Below are 16,211 nucleotides of genomic sequence, written 5' to 3'. Positions count from 1 at the left end.
GGCCGGCTGGCCAGAGAAGCTTGGATCCGCCGCCGCCCGAAAAGCTGGCGGCGGCAGGATGGGTTCAGTTCCAGCGCTGGCGGTCGACACCCTGTCAGGCCGGAGCGGCTGATCGAGAACCGGGCACGGACCGCGAGGGTCCGCTGATGTATAAGCTCAAGGCTACGGTTCATCACTGACGAGGTTTGGATGAATACCCGTAACAACCTGGACGAATATCAGCTCACGGTGCGCGGCCTGTCCGACCGTATCGTCGAGGCGCAAACCCCGGTGCGGGTGCTCGATGCGGTGAAGTGGGACGACAACGTCCGCCAAGCTTTCTTCGCCAGCGGCGGACGAGAATTGCCGAAGGTCGATCGCGCCTATTACGAAGGCCGTCCGCTGGCCTTCGATTCCAGCGCGAAGAAGGAAGAATTCCAGAACATCGAGCGTGATATCACTCGCCAGTTGGGGCAGTTCAATCCGGTCGGGCAGATCATGCGGCGTATGTGCAAGGAATACCGCATGGTAATTCGCATGCTCGAGGCGCGCGGCACCGCCGACTTTGGGTTGATTTCCCAGGAGCTCTACGGCGCGGCGTCCGATGCCTTCCACGCGGGTGATCCGACGCTCGCCGATCTCGGGCTGATGCTCTCCGACTACCTGAACAACATTGCCGACCGCGGCGACCTGAAGGACGAAGCCAAAACGCTCACTGCACCGCAGGCGGTGGACATGCTGCAGCGCCGGCTGGATCTGGTGTTCGGTGAAGGTGAGGGTGTGATTCGTGTCTTCGAGTCCGACGGCATCCTCGCCGACGCCGCGGCCGGCGCCGACTACATCAAGATCCGCAGCGATGCGATGTTCAACGAGCGGGACGTGCGCGCGCTGGAAGTCCACGAGGGGCTGGTGCACGTCGGCACCACGCTCAACGGGCAAAACCAGCCGATCTGCACCTTTCTCGCCAAGGGGCCACCGTCCTCTACCGTGACCCAGGAGGGCCTGGCGATTCTGATGGAAGTCATCGCGTTCGCCTCCTACCCGACGCGTTTGCGGAAATTGACCAACCGTACCCGCGCGATTCACATGGCCGAAGAGGGTGCGGACTTCCTCGACGTGTTCGCGTTCTTTCGGGATGAGGGCTACGCCGATGATGAGTGCTACAGCAATGCCAGCCGGGTGTTTCGTGGCTCGTTGCCGGGCGGGTTGCCCTTCACCAAGGACCTGTCCTATCTGAAGGGTTTCATCATGGTCTACAACTACATCCAGCTGGCGGTGCGCAAAGGCAAGCTGGAACAGATTCCCCTGTTGTTCTGCGGCAAGACCACACTGGAAGACATGCGCACACTACGGCAACTGGTCGAGGAGGGGATGGTGGTGCCGCCGAAGTACCTGCCGCAGCAGTTCCAGGACCTGAATGCTCTGTCGGCCTGGATGTGCTTTTCCAACTTCCTCAATCATCTGAGCCTTGATCGCATCGAGGCTGACTACGCAAACATCATCTGAAGCGCCCGATGGCCCGAACTGCTCGGGCGCAGCTATCAGGTGAAATGGCGCAGCTGCTCCAGTCCGATGGCGCGCCGCAATCCGTGAGAATGAGGGAGCCCGCCGTGCCCAGTCACGAACTCGAATATGAAATCCTCGGGCAATCGGCCCAGAACGTCGAGATCCTGCTCGATCCCGGTGAAACGGTGATCGCCGAAGCGGGGGCGATGAATTACATGACCGAGGGCGTGCGCTTCGAGGCGCGAATGGGTGATGGGTCCAGCAGCGGGATGTTCGGCAAGCTGCTGGGAGTGGGCAAACGGATGATCACTGGCGAGTCGCTGTTCCTGACCCACTTCACCAATGAGGGCAAGGCCAAGGCACGGGTGGCCTTCGCTGCGCCCTATCCCGGCACGGTGGTCCCGGTGGATCTTGCCGCGCTTGGCGGCACGCTGATCTGTCAGAAGGACGCCTTTCTCTGCGCCGCCTTTGGCACGCGCATCGGCATCAGTTTCAGCAAGCGTATCGGCGCCGGATTCTTCGGTGGGGAAGGATTTGTCCTGCAACGCCTGGAGGGCGATGGCCTGGCATTCGTCCACGCCGGAGGCACGGTCATCCGCAAGGAACTGGTCAACGAAACCCTGCGGCTCGACACTGGGTGCCTCGTCGCCTTTACCAATGGCATCGACTACGACATTCAGCTTGCCGGTGGGCTGAAAAGCATGTTGTTCGGCGGCGAAGGCCTGCTGCTGACGACGCTCAAGGGCACCGGCAGCGTCTGGATCCAGAGCCTGCCGTTTTCTCGGCTTGCCGAGCGCGTATATGCGGCAACCTATCAGGCGCGAGGCGAAACCCGCGCGGGTGGCCGGTGAGATACGCCGTCCGCTGTGTAATTTGGCACAATCCTCTTTTTCGCTGAGATCATCATGTCCGAGCGCAACCCGATTCCCTACATCCTGACTGCCATCGGTACCGTCATAGGTACGGTCGCTGTGCTGAGCTATTACGGTTATGTACACATCGCCAAGCCGGAAGATGCCTTGCTTCTGGCCGACTACACGATGCTCAAGACCATTCCCGGCGAAGACTACCGGGTCTCGCTCAAGCCTGCGCCTCAGGTCGCAGAGTGTATCGACGGCGTGCTGGTGCTCTTCGATACCGAACAGAAAGGCCTGACGGGCGTGCTGGTCGACAATCGCAAGCGCGCGATTCGCTGCATGGGGCAACAGGTGCCGACCGAGAGGGGGCCCGCGGAGCCATAGCGTCGCTGGTCAAAGCCAGAACAGGAAGCCCGCCATAGGGCGGGCTTCGATATCACCGGTGCGATTTTGGGTCGCAGTTATTCCATCGAAGAGCGTGGCGCCACGCGCTTGTTGTCGTTGGAAATGGTGACTTCGACGCGACGGTTCATCGCCCGGCTGGCAGGCGAGTCGTTGCTGGCAACCGGATAGGCTTCACCGTAACCAACCGTCTGGATCCGATCCATCTCGACACCGGAGCGAACCAATGCACGACGTACAGATTCAGCTCGACGTTCGGAGAGCTGCTGGTTGTACGAGTCGGAGCCGGTGCTGTCGGTGTAGCCTTCGACCATGACCTTGCGCTCCTGATTTTCCTTCAGGAAATCGGCAAGTTTCTGCACATCGCGCATACCGGCGGGCTTGAGCTCGGCCTTGTTCAGGTCGAACAGGACATCACCGAAAGTCACCAGCGTCCCGCGTTCGGTCTGCTTGGCTTGCAGATCCTGCTGCAGCTGACGGATTTCATCTTGTTGACGCTTGAGCATCGCTTCTCGAGATTCCAGGCGGGCCTGGGCACGCTGGGTCGAAGCCTGCTCGATTTGTTGCTCGGCCTTGCGCAGGTCGATCGTCTGCTCGGCCAGGTCGATACGGCGATTGGCCAGATACGCAAGCTGGTTGACGCGCTCTTCATCAGCATCGCTGAGGTAGGCTTCGTTGGCCTTGTCGAGGAGCTTGGCAGCATCCTGGGTTTCAAGGGCAGCGTATTTCTGGGACAGCGGGTTGCTCTGCAGCGAAGCGAACTCGGTGCGGGCTGTTTCAAGATTCTGGTTGGGCTGCGACGAGCAGGCGGCCAGGCCAATGCTCATGGCTATCGCTGTGGGAATGGCTACTAACTTGTGCATGTCGATTCATCCTTTGCTGAAAGGGAGTGCGAGAGGGAAGGGCTGATTACTGCTGCAGGCCGCGCATGCTTTCTTCGCGCAGTTCCTGGATCCCTTTCTGAGCGTCCTCGACGGCCTTCTGAGCCTTGGCCGCCTGGGCCTTGCGCTCAGCGACCCGAGCATCCCACTCCGCCTGCTCGGCGAGCTTGCGGGCTTCGTCAAAGTTTTCCTTCTGCATGGCGAGCTCGGCCTGCTTCCACTTCTCCTGAGCAGCGCGCATGTCCACCGGTGCGTACTGGGTGGCCCCGGCGCTCATGGCACTGCGTACGGCCGATTCGGTAACGGCGAATTGCTCGTTGGGTGGATTGCCGGCACAACCCACCAGCAGCAGGCCTCCTAATGCAACGGCGGCCAGCTTGGGTAGCTGGAATCGCGATATGGGGCTCTTGATGGTGTTCATTTTCATGGCCAGTCTCCATTGGAATTGCCTGACGATTGGGAACAGTGCCCACAGGCGATATGTGCGGCCCGAATGGGGCTGCGCTCACAGCGGGCATGTTTTTGTGAGGCCAATGAACTGCAATCGTTCCAGTGGAGTTACAAACGGAGCGAGCGCGGGGCGCTGCATAGAGCGGTTTGGCTGTCAGACCGGACACTTTCCAGCGCCGGCCTGACAGCGCAACAGCATGCGCGCCATGCGCGTCGACGCACAGGTCAGGATTGTGACCCGCGTTCGGCCAGCAGTCGCTCCAGATGCTTGCGCGAAAGTGCCAAAAAGCGCGGTGTAGGGCCAACGTCCTCATAGATCGGGTCGCCCTGTTCGTCGGTGGAGATCACCTTGGTTCCCTTGACATAGGGCAGGCTGGTTTCGACGCCCTCCAGCGCGGCGCCGACCAGCTCGCCAAGCAGTTCCTCCGTGCTGCGCTTGGGATACATCTCCGCCAGTGCAGCGAGGCGGGCAGCACTCTCGACATCCAATTGAATGCTGTACTCATCGGCGCTCATGCGGCCGGTCGCGGTACTTTCCCATTCATTGACCAGTTCTGAGATTTTCATGGTGTTGTTCCTTAGCCCTCGCGGGCGGGCACTTGCTTGCGGTGGATGCAGATGTCATCGAAAGGCCACGCTCGCGCGCTATGCCTTGTCATCGACGAACACGCTGGGCACTCTGTTTGGAGGGTTCCAACAGCGTAGCCGTTCAGATTCAACTGCGTATCGGCTGCGCGCCTCTGCTGCGGCTTGGGAGAAAAGCATGGCTAAGATCGACACGCGACTGCGCGAGAACGTCCATCTGCTCGGCGAGCTGCTGGGCAACACCATCCGCGAACAGCATGGTGAGGCTTTCTTCGACAAGATCGAACGTATCCGCAAGGGTGCAAAGGGCGCGCGCCGCGGCTCGGCAGAGGGCGCCAGGCTGTTGCAGGAGACGCTTGACGGACTGGCCGATGATGAAATGCTCCCGATGACTCGGGCGTTCAATCAGTTCCTCAACCTGGCCAACATCGCCGAGCAGTACCACCGCGTGCGCCGTCGCCGTCCGGGCGAACACCCGCCGTTCGAGGCAGGTGTGCTGGCCGGCCTGCTCGAGCGCCTCAAGGCTGAGGGGTTCAGCCAGGACTTCATTGCCAGGCAGGTCGGCCGGCTGGACATCGAGCTCGTGCTCACGGCGCATCCCACCGAGGTCTCGCGGCGTACGCTGATCCAGAAATATGACGCCATCACTGCACAGCTGGCGGCCCGCGACCATACCGATCTCGGCGCTGCTGAACTGTCCCGGATCGAACTGCGACTGCAACGTCTGATTGCAGAAATATGGCATACCGAAGAGATCCGCCGTAGTCGACCGACGCCGGTAGAGGAGGCGAAGTGGGGCTTTGCCGTGATCGAGAATTCGCTCTGGCAGGCGCTGCCTGATGTGCTGCGCCATACCGATCAGGCCCTGCGCCGCAGCACGGGCCTGCACCTGCCGCTGGATGCATCGCCGATTCGCTTCGCCTCGTGGATGGGAGGGGACCGCGACGGCAACCCCAATGTGACGGCAGCGGTGACCCGGGAGGTCCTGCTGTTGGCGCGCTCGACCGCAGCCGACCTGTTTCTAAGGGATGTGGACGGCCTGATCACCACCCTGTCGATGCAGACCGCCAGCGACGAATTGCTGGAGCAGAGCGGCAAGACAGCCGAACCCTATCGAGCCTTGCTCAAGCAGCTTCGCGATCGCCTGCAGGCAACCCGAGACTGGGCCAGACGCGCCATTGAACACGACCAGCCAGCGCCGCCTGAGGTCCTGCAGGATAACCGCGAGCTGCGTGAGCCACTGGAGCTCTGCTACCGGTCGCTTCATGCCCGCGATATGGGCGTGATCGCCGATGGTGCCTTGCTGGACACCCTGCGCCGGGCCGCCGCATTCGGGCTGTTCCTGGTACGCCTGGATATCCGTCAGGACTCGGCTCGGCATGTCGCCGCCCTGGCAGAGATCACTGACTACCTGGGGCTCGGTCACTACGATAAATGGGACGAGGAGCAGCGTCTGGACTTCCTGCAGCGCGAGCTGGACAACCGCCGCCCATTGCTGCCGCCGCATTTCAAACCCTCTGCCGAGACCGCGGAGGTGTTGGCTACCTGCCGGGTGGCCGCCCTGGCGCCCGGTGCATCGTTGGGGTCCTACGTCATTTCCATGGCAAGGGGCGCTTCCGATGTGCTCGCTGTGCAATTGCTGCTTAAGGAAGCCGGCCTGTCTCGTCCGATGCGGGTGGTGCCGCTGTTCGAGACGCTCGCTGACTTGAACAACGCCGGCCCGACTATGGAGCGACTGCTGGGCTTGCCCGGCTACCGCCAGCGCCTGCACGGACCGCAGGAGGTGATGATCGGCTACTCGGACTCCGCCAAGGATGCAGGCACCACGGCGGCAGCCTGGGCCCAGTATCGTGCCCAGGAACGTCTGGTCGAGATCTGCGGCGCGCATGACGTCGAACTGCTGCTGTTCCATGGCCGCGGCGGCACCGTGGGTCGTGGCGGTGGTCCGGCGCATGCGGCGATTCTCTCGCAGCCGCCGGGGTCCGTGTCGGGGCGCTTCCGCACAACCGAGCAGGGCGAGATGATTCGGTTCAAGTTCGGCCTGCCGGACATTGCCGAACAGAACCTCAATCTGTATCTCGCGGCCGTGCTGGAGGCGACCCTGTTGCCGCCGCCGATGCCCGAGCCCGATTGGCGCGAAACCATGGATCGGCTGGCCGAAGACGGCGTCCAGGCCTACCGTGGCGTGGTAAGGGACCATCCACAGTTCGTCGAGTATTTCCGCCAGGCCACACCGGAGCAGGAACTCGGCCGCTTGCCGCTTGGCAGCCGTCCGGCCAAGCGGCGCGAAGGGGGCGTGGAAAGCCTGCGCGCGATCCCGTGGATCTTTGCCTGGACCCAGACCCGGCTGATGCTGCCCGCCTGGTTGGGCTGGGAGCATGCGCTGCAGGCAGCGCTGCAGCGCGGCGAGGCGGAGCGCCTTGCAGTCATGCGGCAACGCTGGCCGTTCTTTACCACCCGCATCGACATGCTCGAAATGGTCCTGGCCAAGGCAGATGCCGATATCGCCCGCCGCTATGATGAACGGCTGGTCGCGCCGGCCCTGCAGCCGCTGGGGTGCGATTTGCGTGACAGATTGTCGCAGGCGGTAAGTGCGGTGCTCGGGCTGACTGGCCAGTCGGAGCTGCTGGCTCATAGCCAGGACACCCTGGAAGCATTCAGTTTGCGCAATACCTACCTGGACCCGTTGCACCTCATGCAGACCGAGCTGCTGGCTCGCTCCCGACAACAGCAGAACCCGGCGGAAAGCCCACTGGAGCAAGCCCTGCTCGTCAGTGTGGCGGGGATTGCCGCGGGCTTGCGCAACACCGGTTAAGCCGCGACATCCGGGTCGCGGTGGGCAGATCTGGCTGTCATCGCGGCCCTGTACAGGGAAATTCGGGTTCGTCGAGCCCTGGGATCCGCTACGCCGGGTCCCCTGTGGGGCGCCGCTTGTCTGCATTCTGTGCGCTGTGTATCGTGTTCAACCTTTTGTCGCATGGCGGCAAACCAGAATTTTTGATTCGCCAGGGTGGGGTTGCAGTCAATCGGCCCTGGCGGCACCCAATTGCAAATCTGAGGACTCAACCATGCGCGTGATTCTGCTGGGAGCGCCCGGTGCCGGGAAAGGTACACAGGCACGCTTCATTACCGAGAAATTCGCCATTCCGCAAATTTCGACCGGTGACATGCTGCGTGCAGCGGTCAAGGCGGGAAGCCCCCTGGGCTTGCAGGTCAAGGACGTGATGGACAGCGGTGGTCTGGTGTCCGACGAGATCATCATCGCGTTGATCCGGGAGCGCCTGCAGCAGCCCGACTGTGCCAACGGCTTCCTGTTCGACGGCTTTCCACGGACCATTCCCCAAGCCGAAGCGCTGCGTGACGCAGGTGTGCATCTGGATCACGTATTGGAAATCGCAGTGGACGACGAGGAGATCGTGGGTCGCCTGTCTGGCCGTCGCGTGCATCCAGCATCCGGGCGTGTCTATCACACCGAATACAACCCGCCGAAGGTAGCCGGAATCGATGATGTAACCGGTGAAGAGCTGGTTCATCGCAAGGACGATCTGGAAGAAACCGTGCGCCATCGCCTGAGCGTCTACCATTCGCAGACCCAGCCGCTGGTAGCCTTCTACAAGGATCTGCAGGCTGCCGAAGGCACGCCCCTGTGCAGTCGCGTTGAAGGTGTCGGCTCGGTCGAAGAGATCACCGCGAAGGTTCTTGCCGTACTCGGCTGATGAGCCTGTGACCTGAACGGCCCGCTTGCGGGCCGTTTTCGTTTGTGATGAGGCAGGGTGTCATGCGATGCGCAGCTGCTACAATCGCCGCCCATTTTTTCAGCTGACCGGAACTGCCGATGACCACCTTGCTGGCCCTGGATACCGCCACCGAAGCCTGCTCCGTCGCGCTGCTGCATGACGGCGAGGTGCTTAGCCATTACGAGGTGATTCCGCGACTACATGCTCAGCGCCTGCTTCCCATGATCCGTACGTTGCTGGGGGAGGCAGGCGTTGCCCTGACGGCGGTCGATGCCCTGGCGTTCGGTCGCGGACCCGGCGCCTTCACTGGCGTGCGCATTGCTGTGGGTGTGGTACAGGGCCTGGCCTTTGCGCTGCAGCGGCCGGTGTTGCCCGTTTCGACGTTGGCCACCATAGCCCAGCGGGCGCACCGTGAGCAGGGCGCCGAGCAGGTTGCTGCGGCCATCGACGCACGGATGGATGAAGTTTACTGGGGCTGTTATCGCCTGCATGACGGCGAGATGCAGCCTGTGGGGATCGAGGCCGTGCTGCCTCCAGAGCAGGTGGGCCTTCCGCGAGGCGCCGAGGGCCAGTGGTTCGGTGCCGGGACAGGATGGGGTTACGCTTCGCGCCTGGCTGTCCAGCCGGCTGCGATCGACGCGAGCCTGCTGCCTCATGCCGAGGACTTGCTGAAACTGGCCAGTTTCGCCTGGCAGCGCGGAGAGGCGCTGGAGGCCGATCAGGCGCAGCCAATCTACCTGCGGGACAACGTGGCGACGCCGAAGGTGGTGCGGTGACGGACGGCATTGCCATTTGCCAGGCGGCTCGCTAGAGTCGGTTGCACTTCGAAAGGTGAATGATGCGCCTCAACGGTCTCGCCCCCTCCGCCTATCCCATCGAACGCGTACCCCAGCGGGATAACGCGCCGGTGCCCTATCGCGAAAGCGAAAGGGCTGCGGAACAGGCGCGCGAGTCGATCGTCACCCCGGCCAACCAGGCCGATGCCACCTACGAACACCTTTCCCGGAAGACCAAAAGCGAATCGACCGATTACGCCGCGGTGGTCTCGGGCGACTTCATGCCGGCCCGCTTCGAGGCGATGATGGAGCGGCCCTTGACCAGCCGTGCCGCGCAGGCGCTGCAAAGCTACGGCACTACAGCCGCCTTCATCCAAGACGTGGATGCCCACGAGGTGCTCGGACTGGACCTCTACGCCTGAGGCGTAGCCTGCTCCCGTGAGCCTTCCCTATTTTCTCGGCTGCCCATCGTGGAGTGACGCCGCCTGGCGTGGCTCCCTTTACCCGCCTGGTACAGCTGCGACCGATTTCCTGGCTCGCTATTGCTCGGTCTTCAACAGCGTTGAAGGCAATACCACGCTGTACGCCTGGCCATCGGAGGAGACCATCCAGCGTTGGGCGGCGCTGATGCCGGAGGGTTTTCGTTTCTGCGCCAAGCTTCCTCGTGAGATCAGTCAGGCTGCGGATCTGCGCGATACGGAGGATCTCGTGCGGTCGTTCCGCACCCTGTTGTCACCGCTGGGAGAACGGGTCACGCCGTACTGGTTGCAGCTGCCGGCGAGCTTTGGTCCAGCCCGGCTCGATGAACTGGCCCACCTGATCGAGACGCTCGGCCGCCCGCTTGCGGTGGAGGTTCGGCATCAGGCCTTCTTCACCCGGGACGACGAGGAGAGGACGCTCAATCGGCTGTTGCTCGAGCGGGGCGTGGAGCGGATCTGCATGGATACCCGCGCGCTGTTCAGCTGCCAGTCTCGCGACCCGGCTCTTTTGCACGCACAAGGCAAAAAGCCCCGGCTGCCGGTGCGTCCGGCCGCGTTCAGCGAATCCCCACAGGTGCGCTTCGTCGGGCATCCGCAGCTGCAAGCCAACGACCGCTTTCTGGCGCCCTGGCTGGACAAGGTTGCAGGCTGGATCGAAGCGGGCAAGCGCCCGCACGTCTACCTGCACACACCGGATAACCGGTTAGCGCCTGAGCTTGCCATGCGCTTTCACGGGCAGCTCATGCAGAGGCTGCCGGGCCTGCAGCCGTTGCCGTTTCCGGCAAGGCAGAGCGAAGCACAGCTGACGTTATTGGGCACCGAGCGCTAGGGCGGCTTCGTAGAGGTCCGCCTGCAACCTTGGTGATCAGCCGTTGCCAAAGTTGCATGACTGTTGGCCGTTTCCTGCTCCTGTTGATTGCCGTGTTCGCCGGGTTCGTCTACGCGGTGTGGCGCGGTCATGTCGATGTGCCAGACAAGTGGAACCCATGGGCGCCGCTGGATATTCGCGAGACACCGAATCTGCTCACCTCCTACAAGCTGGGACGTCTGCAGACGGACCGGAGTCTATGCGAGCAGGCGTTGACGAGTTCCGACCTTGACTACGTGGCCCTACCAGACAATACGCCCCAGCCTGGCTGTCCGATCGAGAACGCGGTCCGCATCCGTGGTTCGGCTGTGCGGTTCAATGCGCCTTTCATGGCGACCTGCCCACTGGCGGCGGCTTATGCGCTGTTCGAGCGACACGGTCTTCAGCCGGCTGCGCAGGCCGTGTTCGGCCAGCCAGTGGTACGCATCGACCATTTCGGCAGCTTTGCCTGCCGCAACATCGCGCGCAGTAACAGACGCAGCCAGCATGCCTCTGCCAATGCCCTGGATCTCGCCGGATTTCGCCTGCAGGACGGGACACGTATCACCGTTGCCCGCGACTGGACGGGTGACGACGACAAGGCCAGATTCCTCCGCCAGGTGAAGTCGGCCGCCTGCGATGCATTCAGGATCACCCTGAGCCCCGAGTACAACGCCGCCCATCACGATCATTTCCATGTCGACATGGGTGGATTCGGCCTGTGTCGCTGAGGCAGATGGCGAACCGCTCTGGCAGAATGCGCCGTTTCCCGTTGCCGAGCTCTGTATGACCGCTACAGCACCCCTGGTTCGCGTAGAAGCGCTTGCTCCTTCCTTTGCCGAACAGGCCGAGGCCTGGGCGACGCGGTTGGGCCTGCCCCTCTCAGGGGATGATGCGCAGTTTGCCTTGCAACTGGGTGAGACGGGCTTGCAGCTGCAGTTGCTTGGCCCGCAGGCGCCTGGTCCGGTTCGTGTCGACTTTCTCGAAGGCGGAGCGGCCCACCGTCGCCAGTTTGGTGGTGGCAGCGGGCAGATGATCGCCAAGGCCGTCGGTATCCAGCCGGGTATTCGACCCTTCGTGTTGGATGCCACGGCAGGGCTCGGGCGGGATGCCTTCGTGCTGGCGACCCTCGGTTGCGAGATGGTGCTCTGCGAGCGCCAGCCGATCATCGCAGCATTGCTCGAAGACGGCCTGGCCCGGGGAGAGACCGATCCAGAGGTGCGCCCGATCGTTCAGCGCATGCGCCTGCAGCAGGGCAACGCCATCGAGCTGATGAATCGATGGCAGGGCGAGCCACCCCAGGTGATCTATCTGGACCCGATGTTTCCACATCGCGAAAAGAGCGCCCTGGTAAAGAAGGAGATGCGGCTGTTCCGGCCCTTCGTGGGCGATGACCTGGATGCCGGCGCTCTGCTAGAACAGGCAATGGTGCTGGCCAGTCATCGGGTGGTGGTGAAGCGACCGCGCAAGGCGCCGTGCATAGAAGGCGCCAAGCCTGGTTACTGCCTGGAGGGTAAATCCAGCCGTTACGACGTCTATCCGAAGAAGAAGCTGCAGGCCACAGGTCAATAGCCGCGGGCGCGGTCTACCAGGTTGGCCAGCGGCCTGCCGTCGCGCAATGCCCTTAGGTTTTGTGCGACGACTCGTGCCGCGCTGCGCGTGTCTGTCAGCGCAGCAACATGAGGTAGCACGGTCACCTGCTGATGGGACCAGAAAGGATGCTCGGCAGGCAGCGGCTCCTCGCGGAATACATCCAGCACGGCATGACCAATCTGCCCGTCCGCCAGCGCTGCCAGCAGATCGGCTTCGACCAGGTGAGCGCCGCGCCCCAGATTCACCAGTCCTGCTCCGCGACGCATGGCGGCAAACAGCTTCGCATCGAGAATCCCGGTGGTTTCAGCTGTCAGGGGTAGCAGATTGATGACGAGGTCGCTTCCAGCCAGCAAGGTCGGCAGCGCGGCCGTGCCTCCAAGCACTTCGATACCGTCATCCATGGCAAGGTGTCTCGTGCTCCAACCGGTGACCTTGTAGCCCTGTGCAACGAGGGCCCGTGCACAGCAACGCCCCATCTGGCCCATGCCCAGCAGCGCGACGTTGTATTCGTCGGCGCGTCGCTGCGGCCACTGCTGCCACAGGCCGCTGCGCTGCTGTGCGGCATAGCGGAAAAAGCCCCGGTGCAGCGACAGTGTGGCCCATAGAGCCGTTTCGGCCATGGCCTGGTTCATCGCAGGGTCCACCATCCGTGCCACCGGAACATGGGTTGGCACGCTGTCATCTCCCATCAGCCGATCCACGCCCGCCCACAGCGACTGGATCAATCGCAGGTTCGGCAGTTGACGCAGCGTGCCGGGGAGAGGGTTGGCGACCACGGCGACCTCGATCTGATCCGCCGCGACGTCATCCACCGAAAGGTGCCAGCGACCCTCAGGAAAGGCCGTCCGCAGCGCCTCCAGCCATTGGTTGCGCTCCTGGTCATCGAAACTGCCGCAGACAACGATATCCATGCCCTGGTCTCCTTGAGTATGGGTCCAGCCTAACGGGCACTGCCTGGCCTGTCAGCAGGGCGCATGCAGTCTGAACCTTGACCTCGGGCAAGAGCCGATCATGTGCTGGTCGCCGGCCTTTCGTCGGCCTTGCTTAATCGGAGCGATGGTGGCATTTGTAGATCAACCGTTCGAGGCTGAACGGTGGTTACCCAGATCGCCTAGAAGGAATAAGCGTATGCAGATCCAAGTTCATAGCGATAACCACATCGAAGGCAGTGCCCGTCTGGTTGAGTGGGTCAGTGCCAGTGTTGCTGACAAGCTGGATCGGTTCGACGATGAAGTAACCCGCGTGGTGGTGCATCTGAGCGACGAGAATGGCGTCAAGGCCGGGGCGCAGGACAAGCGCTGCCAGATCGAGGCACGACCCAAGGGTCAGCAGCCCGTTTCCGTTACGCACAAGGCAGCCTCACTCGACCTGGCGGTCGATGGGGCCGTGGATAAGCTCAATAACGCCCTGCAACATCAATTCGGAAAACTGCGCAGCAAACGCGCGTCGGCCCCTGTACCGCTGGAAGGCGAGACCCTTGAAGTCGAAGGCCGTGACGCCTTGCTGGAAGAAGACTTCATCGCCGACGAACAACTGCGTATTTCATAGTCCGGTCAGCCCGGCCCGCATATCAGGCATCGCTCAGCCGATGCCTGTTTTCTCGCTTCGCCTTCTCCCCGTCCTGATCTCCATCGATGCGACGACCGGCCCTGCGGTCCGTTGTGCGTGTGCTATACCCATTTGAGGAACCGCATCACGCGCGCTCGTTCAAGGGCGGCAACGCATGCGGCAGCTGAACAGAGAAGAGGGGGATTATCAGGCGCAGGGTAAAGCTTAGGCCAAACCGCGCCATCAGCGAGCGAGGTGACACACGATGTCCATGATGCAATGTGAATACCGCGATCACGTCATTACCGCAGAGGTAATGGAACACCCCGGCACGCCGACCCCCTGGGCGGGTGGGTGCCGCATCAGCAATCCCCAGGGCCAGACCACCCGGCGCATGGCGCTTCCGGTTGGGCACGCCTTCATGGCAGAACTGGAACAGGCACAACGGGCATCCATCGCCCATGGCAAGTGGCTGGTCGACCAGTACCTTGACCAGAGACGGCAATTATTCGACCGCGCGGCGTAACCCTTTTCGGCCTGTCGCAGCCCCAGTGGCTGCGGCGGGTCTTTTCGCTCCGGCATCCGTCCGTGGTTCGCCGCTGTTCGTTCCGGTCTGCTGTTTGAACTGTGCAGCCCCCCACCGCGTCTATTCAACAAGACAAGTCGCCTCTGAGGCGGTTTCCTGACTTCTTGATAGCTGTGGAGCCCACTGATGGAATTGCCTAACAAAGACCTCGGTACCCTTTTCGAGCAGCTTGGCCTGCCTTCGGACCCGGCCAGCATCGATGCCTTCATCGCCAGCCACCGACCGATTCCCAATCACATGAAAGTCTCCGAGGCGCCATTCTGGAACGAAGCCCAGGGCTCCTTTCTGAAGGAGCAGCTGATGGATGACGCCGAGTGGGCGCCCGTCGTCGACGAGCTCAACGTGCGATTGCATGAGCAGGGTGAGGAGTTGTCCTGAGCCTGGACGGGGCGACCTGGCCAGCTGCGCCAGGTCGGCACGCGCATGTAGAAAGCGCCTCATGTATTCCCGCAGCTCGCTGTTGAATAGAATTGCGTTCCCGCGCGATCACCGCGCAGCCGCTACACAGGATGGTCATGACTTCCGAGCAAACCCTCGACCTCGACGCCCGCTATGCCTGCGCCAAAGCCCTTGCCCTCGAGGCGGCGCAGCTGGGCATGGATTTCTATCGCAAGCGCGAGGCTCTGACGATCGAGCACAAGGGTAACGACCTGCAGGACGTCGTCAGCATTGCCGACAAGCAGATCGAAGCCTTCATCCGCGAACGACTTGCCGAGCACTTCCCCGAAGATGGGTTTCTCGGCGAGGAGAGCGGTTCTGCCGATCTGGGATCGCGCTGTGTCTGGGTCATAGACCCCATCGACGGCACCGCCTGTTTCGTCAATGGGCTGCATAACTGGTGCGTGTCGATCGGCTTGATGATCGATGGTGAACCCTATCTGGGCGCCATTGCCGATCCCAATCACAACGAGCTGTTCCACGGTTGCCTCGGCCGGGGCGCGTTCGTCAACGACAGTCCCCTGAAGGTCAGTGCGGCGACCCATGTGGGGCAGGGGGTGACAGCTACCGGGACCTTCCACCCGCGCGGCAAGGAGCACTTCATGCCGTTCATGGAAAAGCTGCTGGGCGAAGGCGGGATGTTCTTTCGCAACGGCTCGGGCGCGCTGATGACCGCCTACGTGGCGGCGGGACGGCTGCTCGGTTACTACGAAACCGAGCTGAAAAGCTGGGACTGCATGGCGGGACTGGTGCTGGTGAAAGAGGCGGGCGGTCGGGTCAATGACTTCTTTCGTAACGACGGTTTGCTCAAGGGCAATCCCTACCTCGTAGCCTGTCCCGGTGTGTATCCGCAGTTGGCGGAGATGATCGGGCCGTCGCTCGACGGTTGAGGCTGTTCGCGAGCAGGCTCGCTCCTACGGGTGAGGCGGTCTTTGTAGGAGCCAGCTGCTGGCGACCAGTGCCGGCCGGGTGATCAGCATCCGGCGGCGCGGGCCTTTGTCAGGTACGTAGTTCAGGCGGAACGGTGCCGCCATGTTCGGCGAGCTTGTGCATGACGGTGCGGTGCAGCCAGGTGTTCATCTGGGCCGAGTCGGCCATCATCTCCTGAGGGCAGCCGAGTTCGGTGGCCAGCTCCTTGCGCGACTCCAGGCTGCTGTCCAGGCCCAGCAGCTTGAGCAGGTCGACGATGGAGGTGCGCCAGTTCAGCTGCTCCGGATGGTTGGCGGCCATGCCGTCGAGTTTCGCAGGTACGTCGACAGCACTGGTTGATTGGCCCGTCGAGTGAGCTACGCCTTCGGGGCTTGGCACCACGCCGGGCGGCGTCGTGGTGGCATTGTGAGCAGCGGTAGGGCGCTCCGAGTCCACCACGGTGTCCGGTGCGTGCTGGTTCGGAGTATGGCTTGGATCGACCGGCTTGTGCGCTTCGTTGCTCACATCTCCCATGCCGAGTTTGTCTTTGATCTTGTCGAACAGGCCCATTTCAATTCCTCTGGTGATTTGTGTGGTGATTCGTTTGACCGCCATGGGACCTTGAGGATTCGCCGCCG

At 62.5% G+C, this 16,211-nt stretch carries 19 protein-coding genes; 14 read left to right on the top strand and 5 right to left on the bottom strand.

Annotated features, from left to right (window positions below; genetic code table 11):
• Nucleotides 1-189 precede the first annotated feature (189 nt).
• From AC4LFW_RS11245 to AC4LFW_RS11235, 3 genes are all read left to right on the top strand, one after another.
• Nucleotides 190-1,485, top strand: a complete 1,296-nt coding sequence (locus AC4LFW_RS11245; RefSeq protein ID WP_491819170.1) for a flavohemoglobin expression-modulating QEGLA motif protein — start codon at nt 190-192, stop codon at nt 1,483-1,485.
• 104 nt (nt 1,486-1,589) lie between these two features.
• Nucleotides 1,590-2,336 (top strand): TIGR00266 family protein, encoded by a 747-nt coding sequence (locus tag AC4LFW_RS11240; protein WP_491819169.1) that lies wholly within the window; start codon nt 1,590-1,592, stop codon nt 2,334-2,336.
• 54 nt (nt 2,337-2,390) lie between these two features.
• Nucleotides 2,391-2,726 carry a PA3694 family proteiin gene (locus AC4LFW_RS11235; protein ID WP_491819167.1) on the top strand — a complete coding sequence of 112 codons (336 nt, stop codon included), beginning with the start codon at nt 2,391-2,393 and terminating at the stop codon, nt 2,724-2,726.
• Between the two features lie 77 nt (nt 2,727-2,803).
• Here the strand turns inward: AC4LFW_RS11235 and lptF are convergent, their stop codons facing one another.
• From lptF to AC4LFW_RS11220, 3 genes are all read right to left on the bottom strand, one after another.
• A complete protein-coding gene (lptF, locus tag AC4LFW_RS11230; protein ID WP_491819165.1) occupies nt 2,804-3,607 on the bottom strand; it encodes a lipotoxin F family OmpA-related lipoprotein LptF in 804 nt (267 codons plus the stop codon).
• Nucleotides 3,608-3,653: 46 nt separating this feature from the next.
• The gene (locus AC4LFW_RS11225) at nt 3,654-4,052 is read right to left on the bottom strand and encodes a DUF4398 domain-containing protein (RefSeq protein WP_491819163.1); all 399 of its coding nucleotides are present in this window, start codon (nt 4,050-4,052) and stop codon (nt 3,654-3,656) included.
• A gap of 248 nt (nt 4,053-4,300) precedes the next feature.
• Nucleotides 4,301-4,642, bottom strand: a complete 342-nt coding sequence (locus AC4LFW_RS11220) for a pilin assembly protein (RefSeq protein ID WP_491819162.1) — start codon at nt 4,640-4,642, stop codon at nt 4,301-4,303.
• Nucleotides 4,643-4,838: 196 nt separating this feature from the next.
• Here AC4LFW_RS11220 and ppc point away from each other — a divergent pair, with 196 nt between their 5' ends.
• The 7 genes from ppc to AC4LFW_RS11185 all read left to right on the top strand — a co-directional run bounded on the left by ppc (nt 4,839) and on the right by AC4LFW_RS11185 (nt 12,071).
• On the top strand, nt 4,839-7,475 hold the full coding sequence (gene ppc / locus AC4LFW_RS11215; RefSeq protein ID WP_491819160.1) for a phosphoenolpyruvate carboxylase: 2,637 nt from the start codon (nt 4,839-4,841) through the stop codon (nt 7,473-7,475).
• 253 nt (nt 7,476-7,728) lie between these two features.
• Nucleotides 7,729-8,376: an adenylate kinase gene (gene adk, locus AC4LFW_RS11210; protein ID WP_491819159.1), complete on the top strand. Its 648-nt coding sequence runs from the start codon at nt 7,729-7,731 to the stop codon at nt 8,374-8,376.
• 119 nt (nt 8,377-8,495) lie between these two features.
• Nucleotides 8,496-9,173 (top strand): tRNA (adenosine(37)-N6)-threonylcarbamoyltransferase complex dimerization subunit type 1 TsaB, encoded by a 678-nt coding sequence (gene tsaB / locus AC4LFW_RS11205; protein ID WP_491819158.1) that lies wholly within the window; start codon nt 8,496-8,498, stop codon nt 9,171-9,173.
• 59 nt (nt 9,174-9,232) lie between these two features.
• Complete coding sequence (locus AC4LFW_RS11200; protein ID WP_491819156.1) at nt 9,233-9,595, top strand: hypothetical protein; 363 nt, start codon at nt 9,233-9,235, stop codon at nt 9,593-9,595.
• Nucleotides 9,596-9,611: 16 nt separating this feature from the next.
• Nucleotides 9,612-10,481, top strand: a complete 870-nt coding sequence (locus AC4LFW_RS11195) for a DUF72 domain-containing protein (RefSeq protein WP_491819155.1) — start codon at nt 9,612-9,614, stop codon at nt 10,479-10,481.
• Between the two features lie 56 nt (nt 10,482-10,537).
• Complete coding sequence (locus AC4LFW_RS11190; RefSeq protein ID WP_491819153.1) at nt 10,538-11,230, top strand: extensin-like domain-containing protein; 693 nt, start codon at nt 10,538-10,540, stop codon at nt 11,228-11,230.
• 55 nt (nt 11,231-11,285) lie between these two features.
• Entirely contained in the window at nt 11,286-12,071 is a 786-nt protein-coding gene (locus tag AC4LFW_RS11185; protein WP_491820209.1) for a class I SAM-dependent methyltransferase, read from the top strand.
• On the opposite strand, the gene AC4LFW_RS11180 is transcribed toward AC4LFW_RS11185, so the two are convergent.
• On the bottom strand, nt 12,065-13,003 hold the full coding sequence (locus AC4LFW_RS11180) for a 2-hydroxyacid dehydrogenase (RefSeq protein ID WP_491819152.1): 939 nt from the start codon (nt 13,001-13,003) through the stop codon (nt 12,065-12,067). The two genes, AC4LFW_RS11185 and AC4LFW_RS11180, sit on opposite strands and share 7 nt — an antisense overlap.
• Nucleotides 13,004-13,220: 217 nt before the next feature.
• On the opposite strand from AC4LFW_RS11180, the gene AC4LFW_RS11175 reads away from it, so the two are divergent.
• The 4 genes from AC4LFW_RS11175 (at nt 13,221) to AC4LFW_RS11160 (ending at nt 15,554) form a co-directional block, all read left to right on the top strand.
• On the top strand, nt 13,221-13,640 hold the full coding sequence (locus tag AC4LFW_RS11175; protein ID WP_491819151.1) for an HPF/RaiA family ribosome-associated protein: 420 nt from the start codon (nt 13,221-13,223) through the stop codon (nt 13,638-13,640).
• A gap of 265 nt (nt 13,641-13,905) precedes the next feature.
• Entirely contained in the window at nt 13,906-14,166 is a 261-nt protein-coding gene (locus AC4LFW_RS11170; protein ID WP_491819150.1) for a hypothetical protein, read from the top strand.
• A 186-nt stretch (nt 14,167-14,352) separates the two neighbouring features.
• Nucleotides 14,353-14,604, top strand: a complete 252-nt coding sequence (locus AC4LFW_RS11165) for a DUF2789 domain-containing protein (RefSeq protein WP_491819149.1) — start codon at nt 14,353-14,355, stop codon at nt 14,602-14,604.
• A gap of 137 nt (nt 14,605-14,741) precedes the next feature.
• Nucleotides 14,742-15,554, top strand: a complete 813-nt coding sequence (locus tag AC4LFW_RS11160) for an inositol monophosphatase family protein (RefSeq protein WP_491819148.1) — start codon at nt 14,742-14,744, stop codon at nt 15,552-15,554.
• A gap of 109 nt (nt 15,555-15,663) precedes the next feature.
• Here the strand turns inward: AC4LFW_RS11160 and AC4LFW_RS11155 are convergent, their stop codons facing one another.
• Nucleotides 15,664-16,143 carry a DUF3597 domain-containing protein gene (locus AC4LFW_RS11155; protein WP_491819147.1) on the bottom strand — a complete coding sequence of 160 codons (480 nt, stop codon included), beginning with the start codon at nt 16,141-16,143 and terminating at the stop codon, nt 15,664-15,666.
• Between the last annotated feature and the right edge of the window lie 68 nt (nt 16,144-16,211).

The sequence above is a fragment of the Stutzerimonas sp. C6.4V genome (assembly GCF_058536345.1).
The sequence above is the reverse complement of the archived record's forward strand: the minus strand, read 5'-3'. Positions and strand labels throughout refer to the sequence as shown.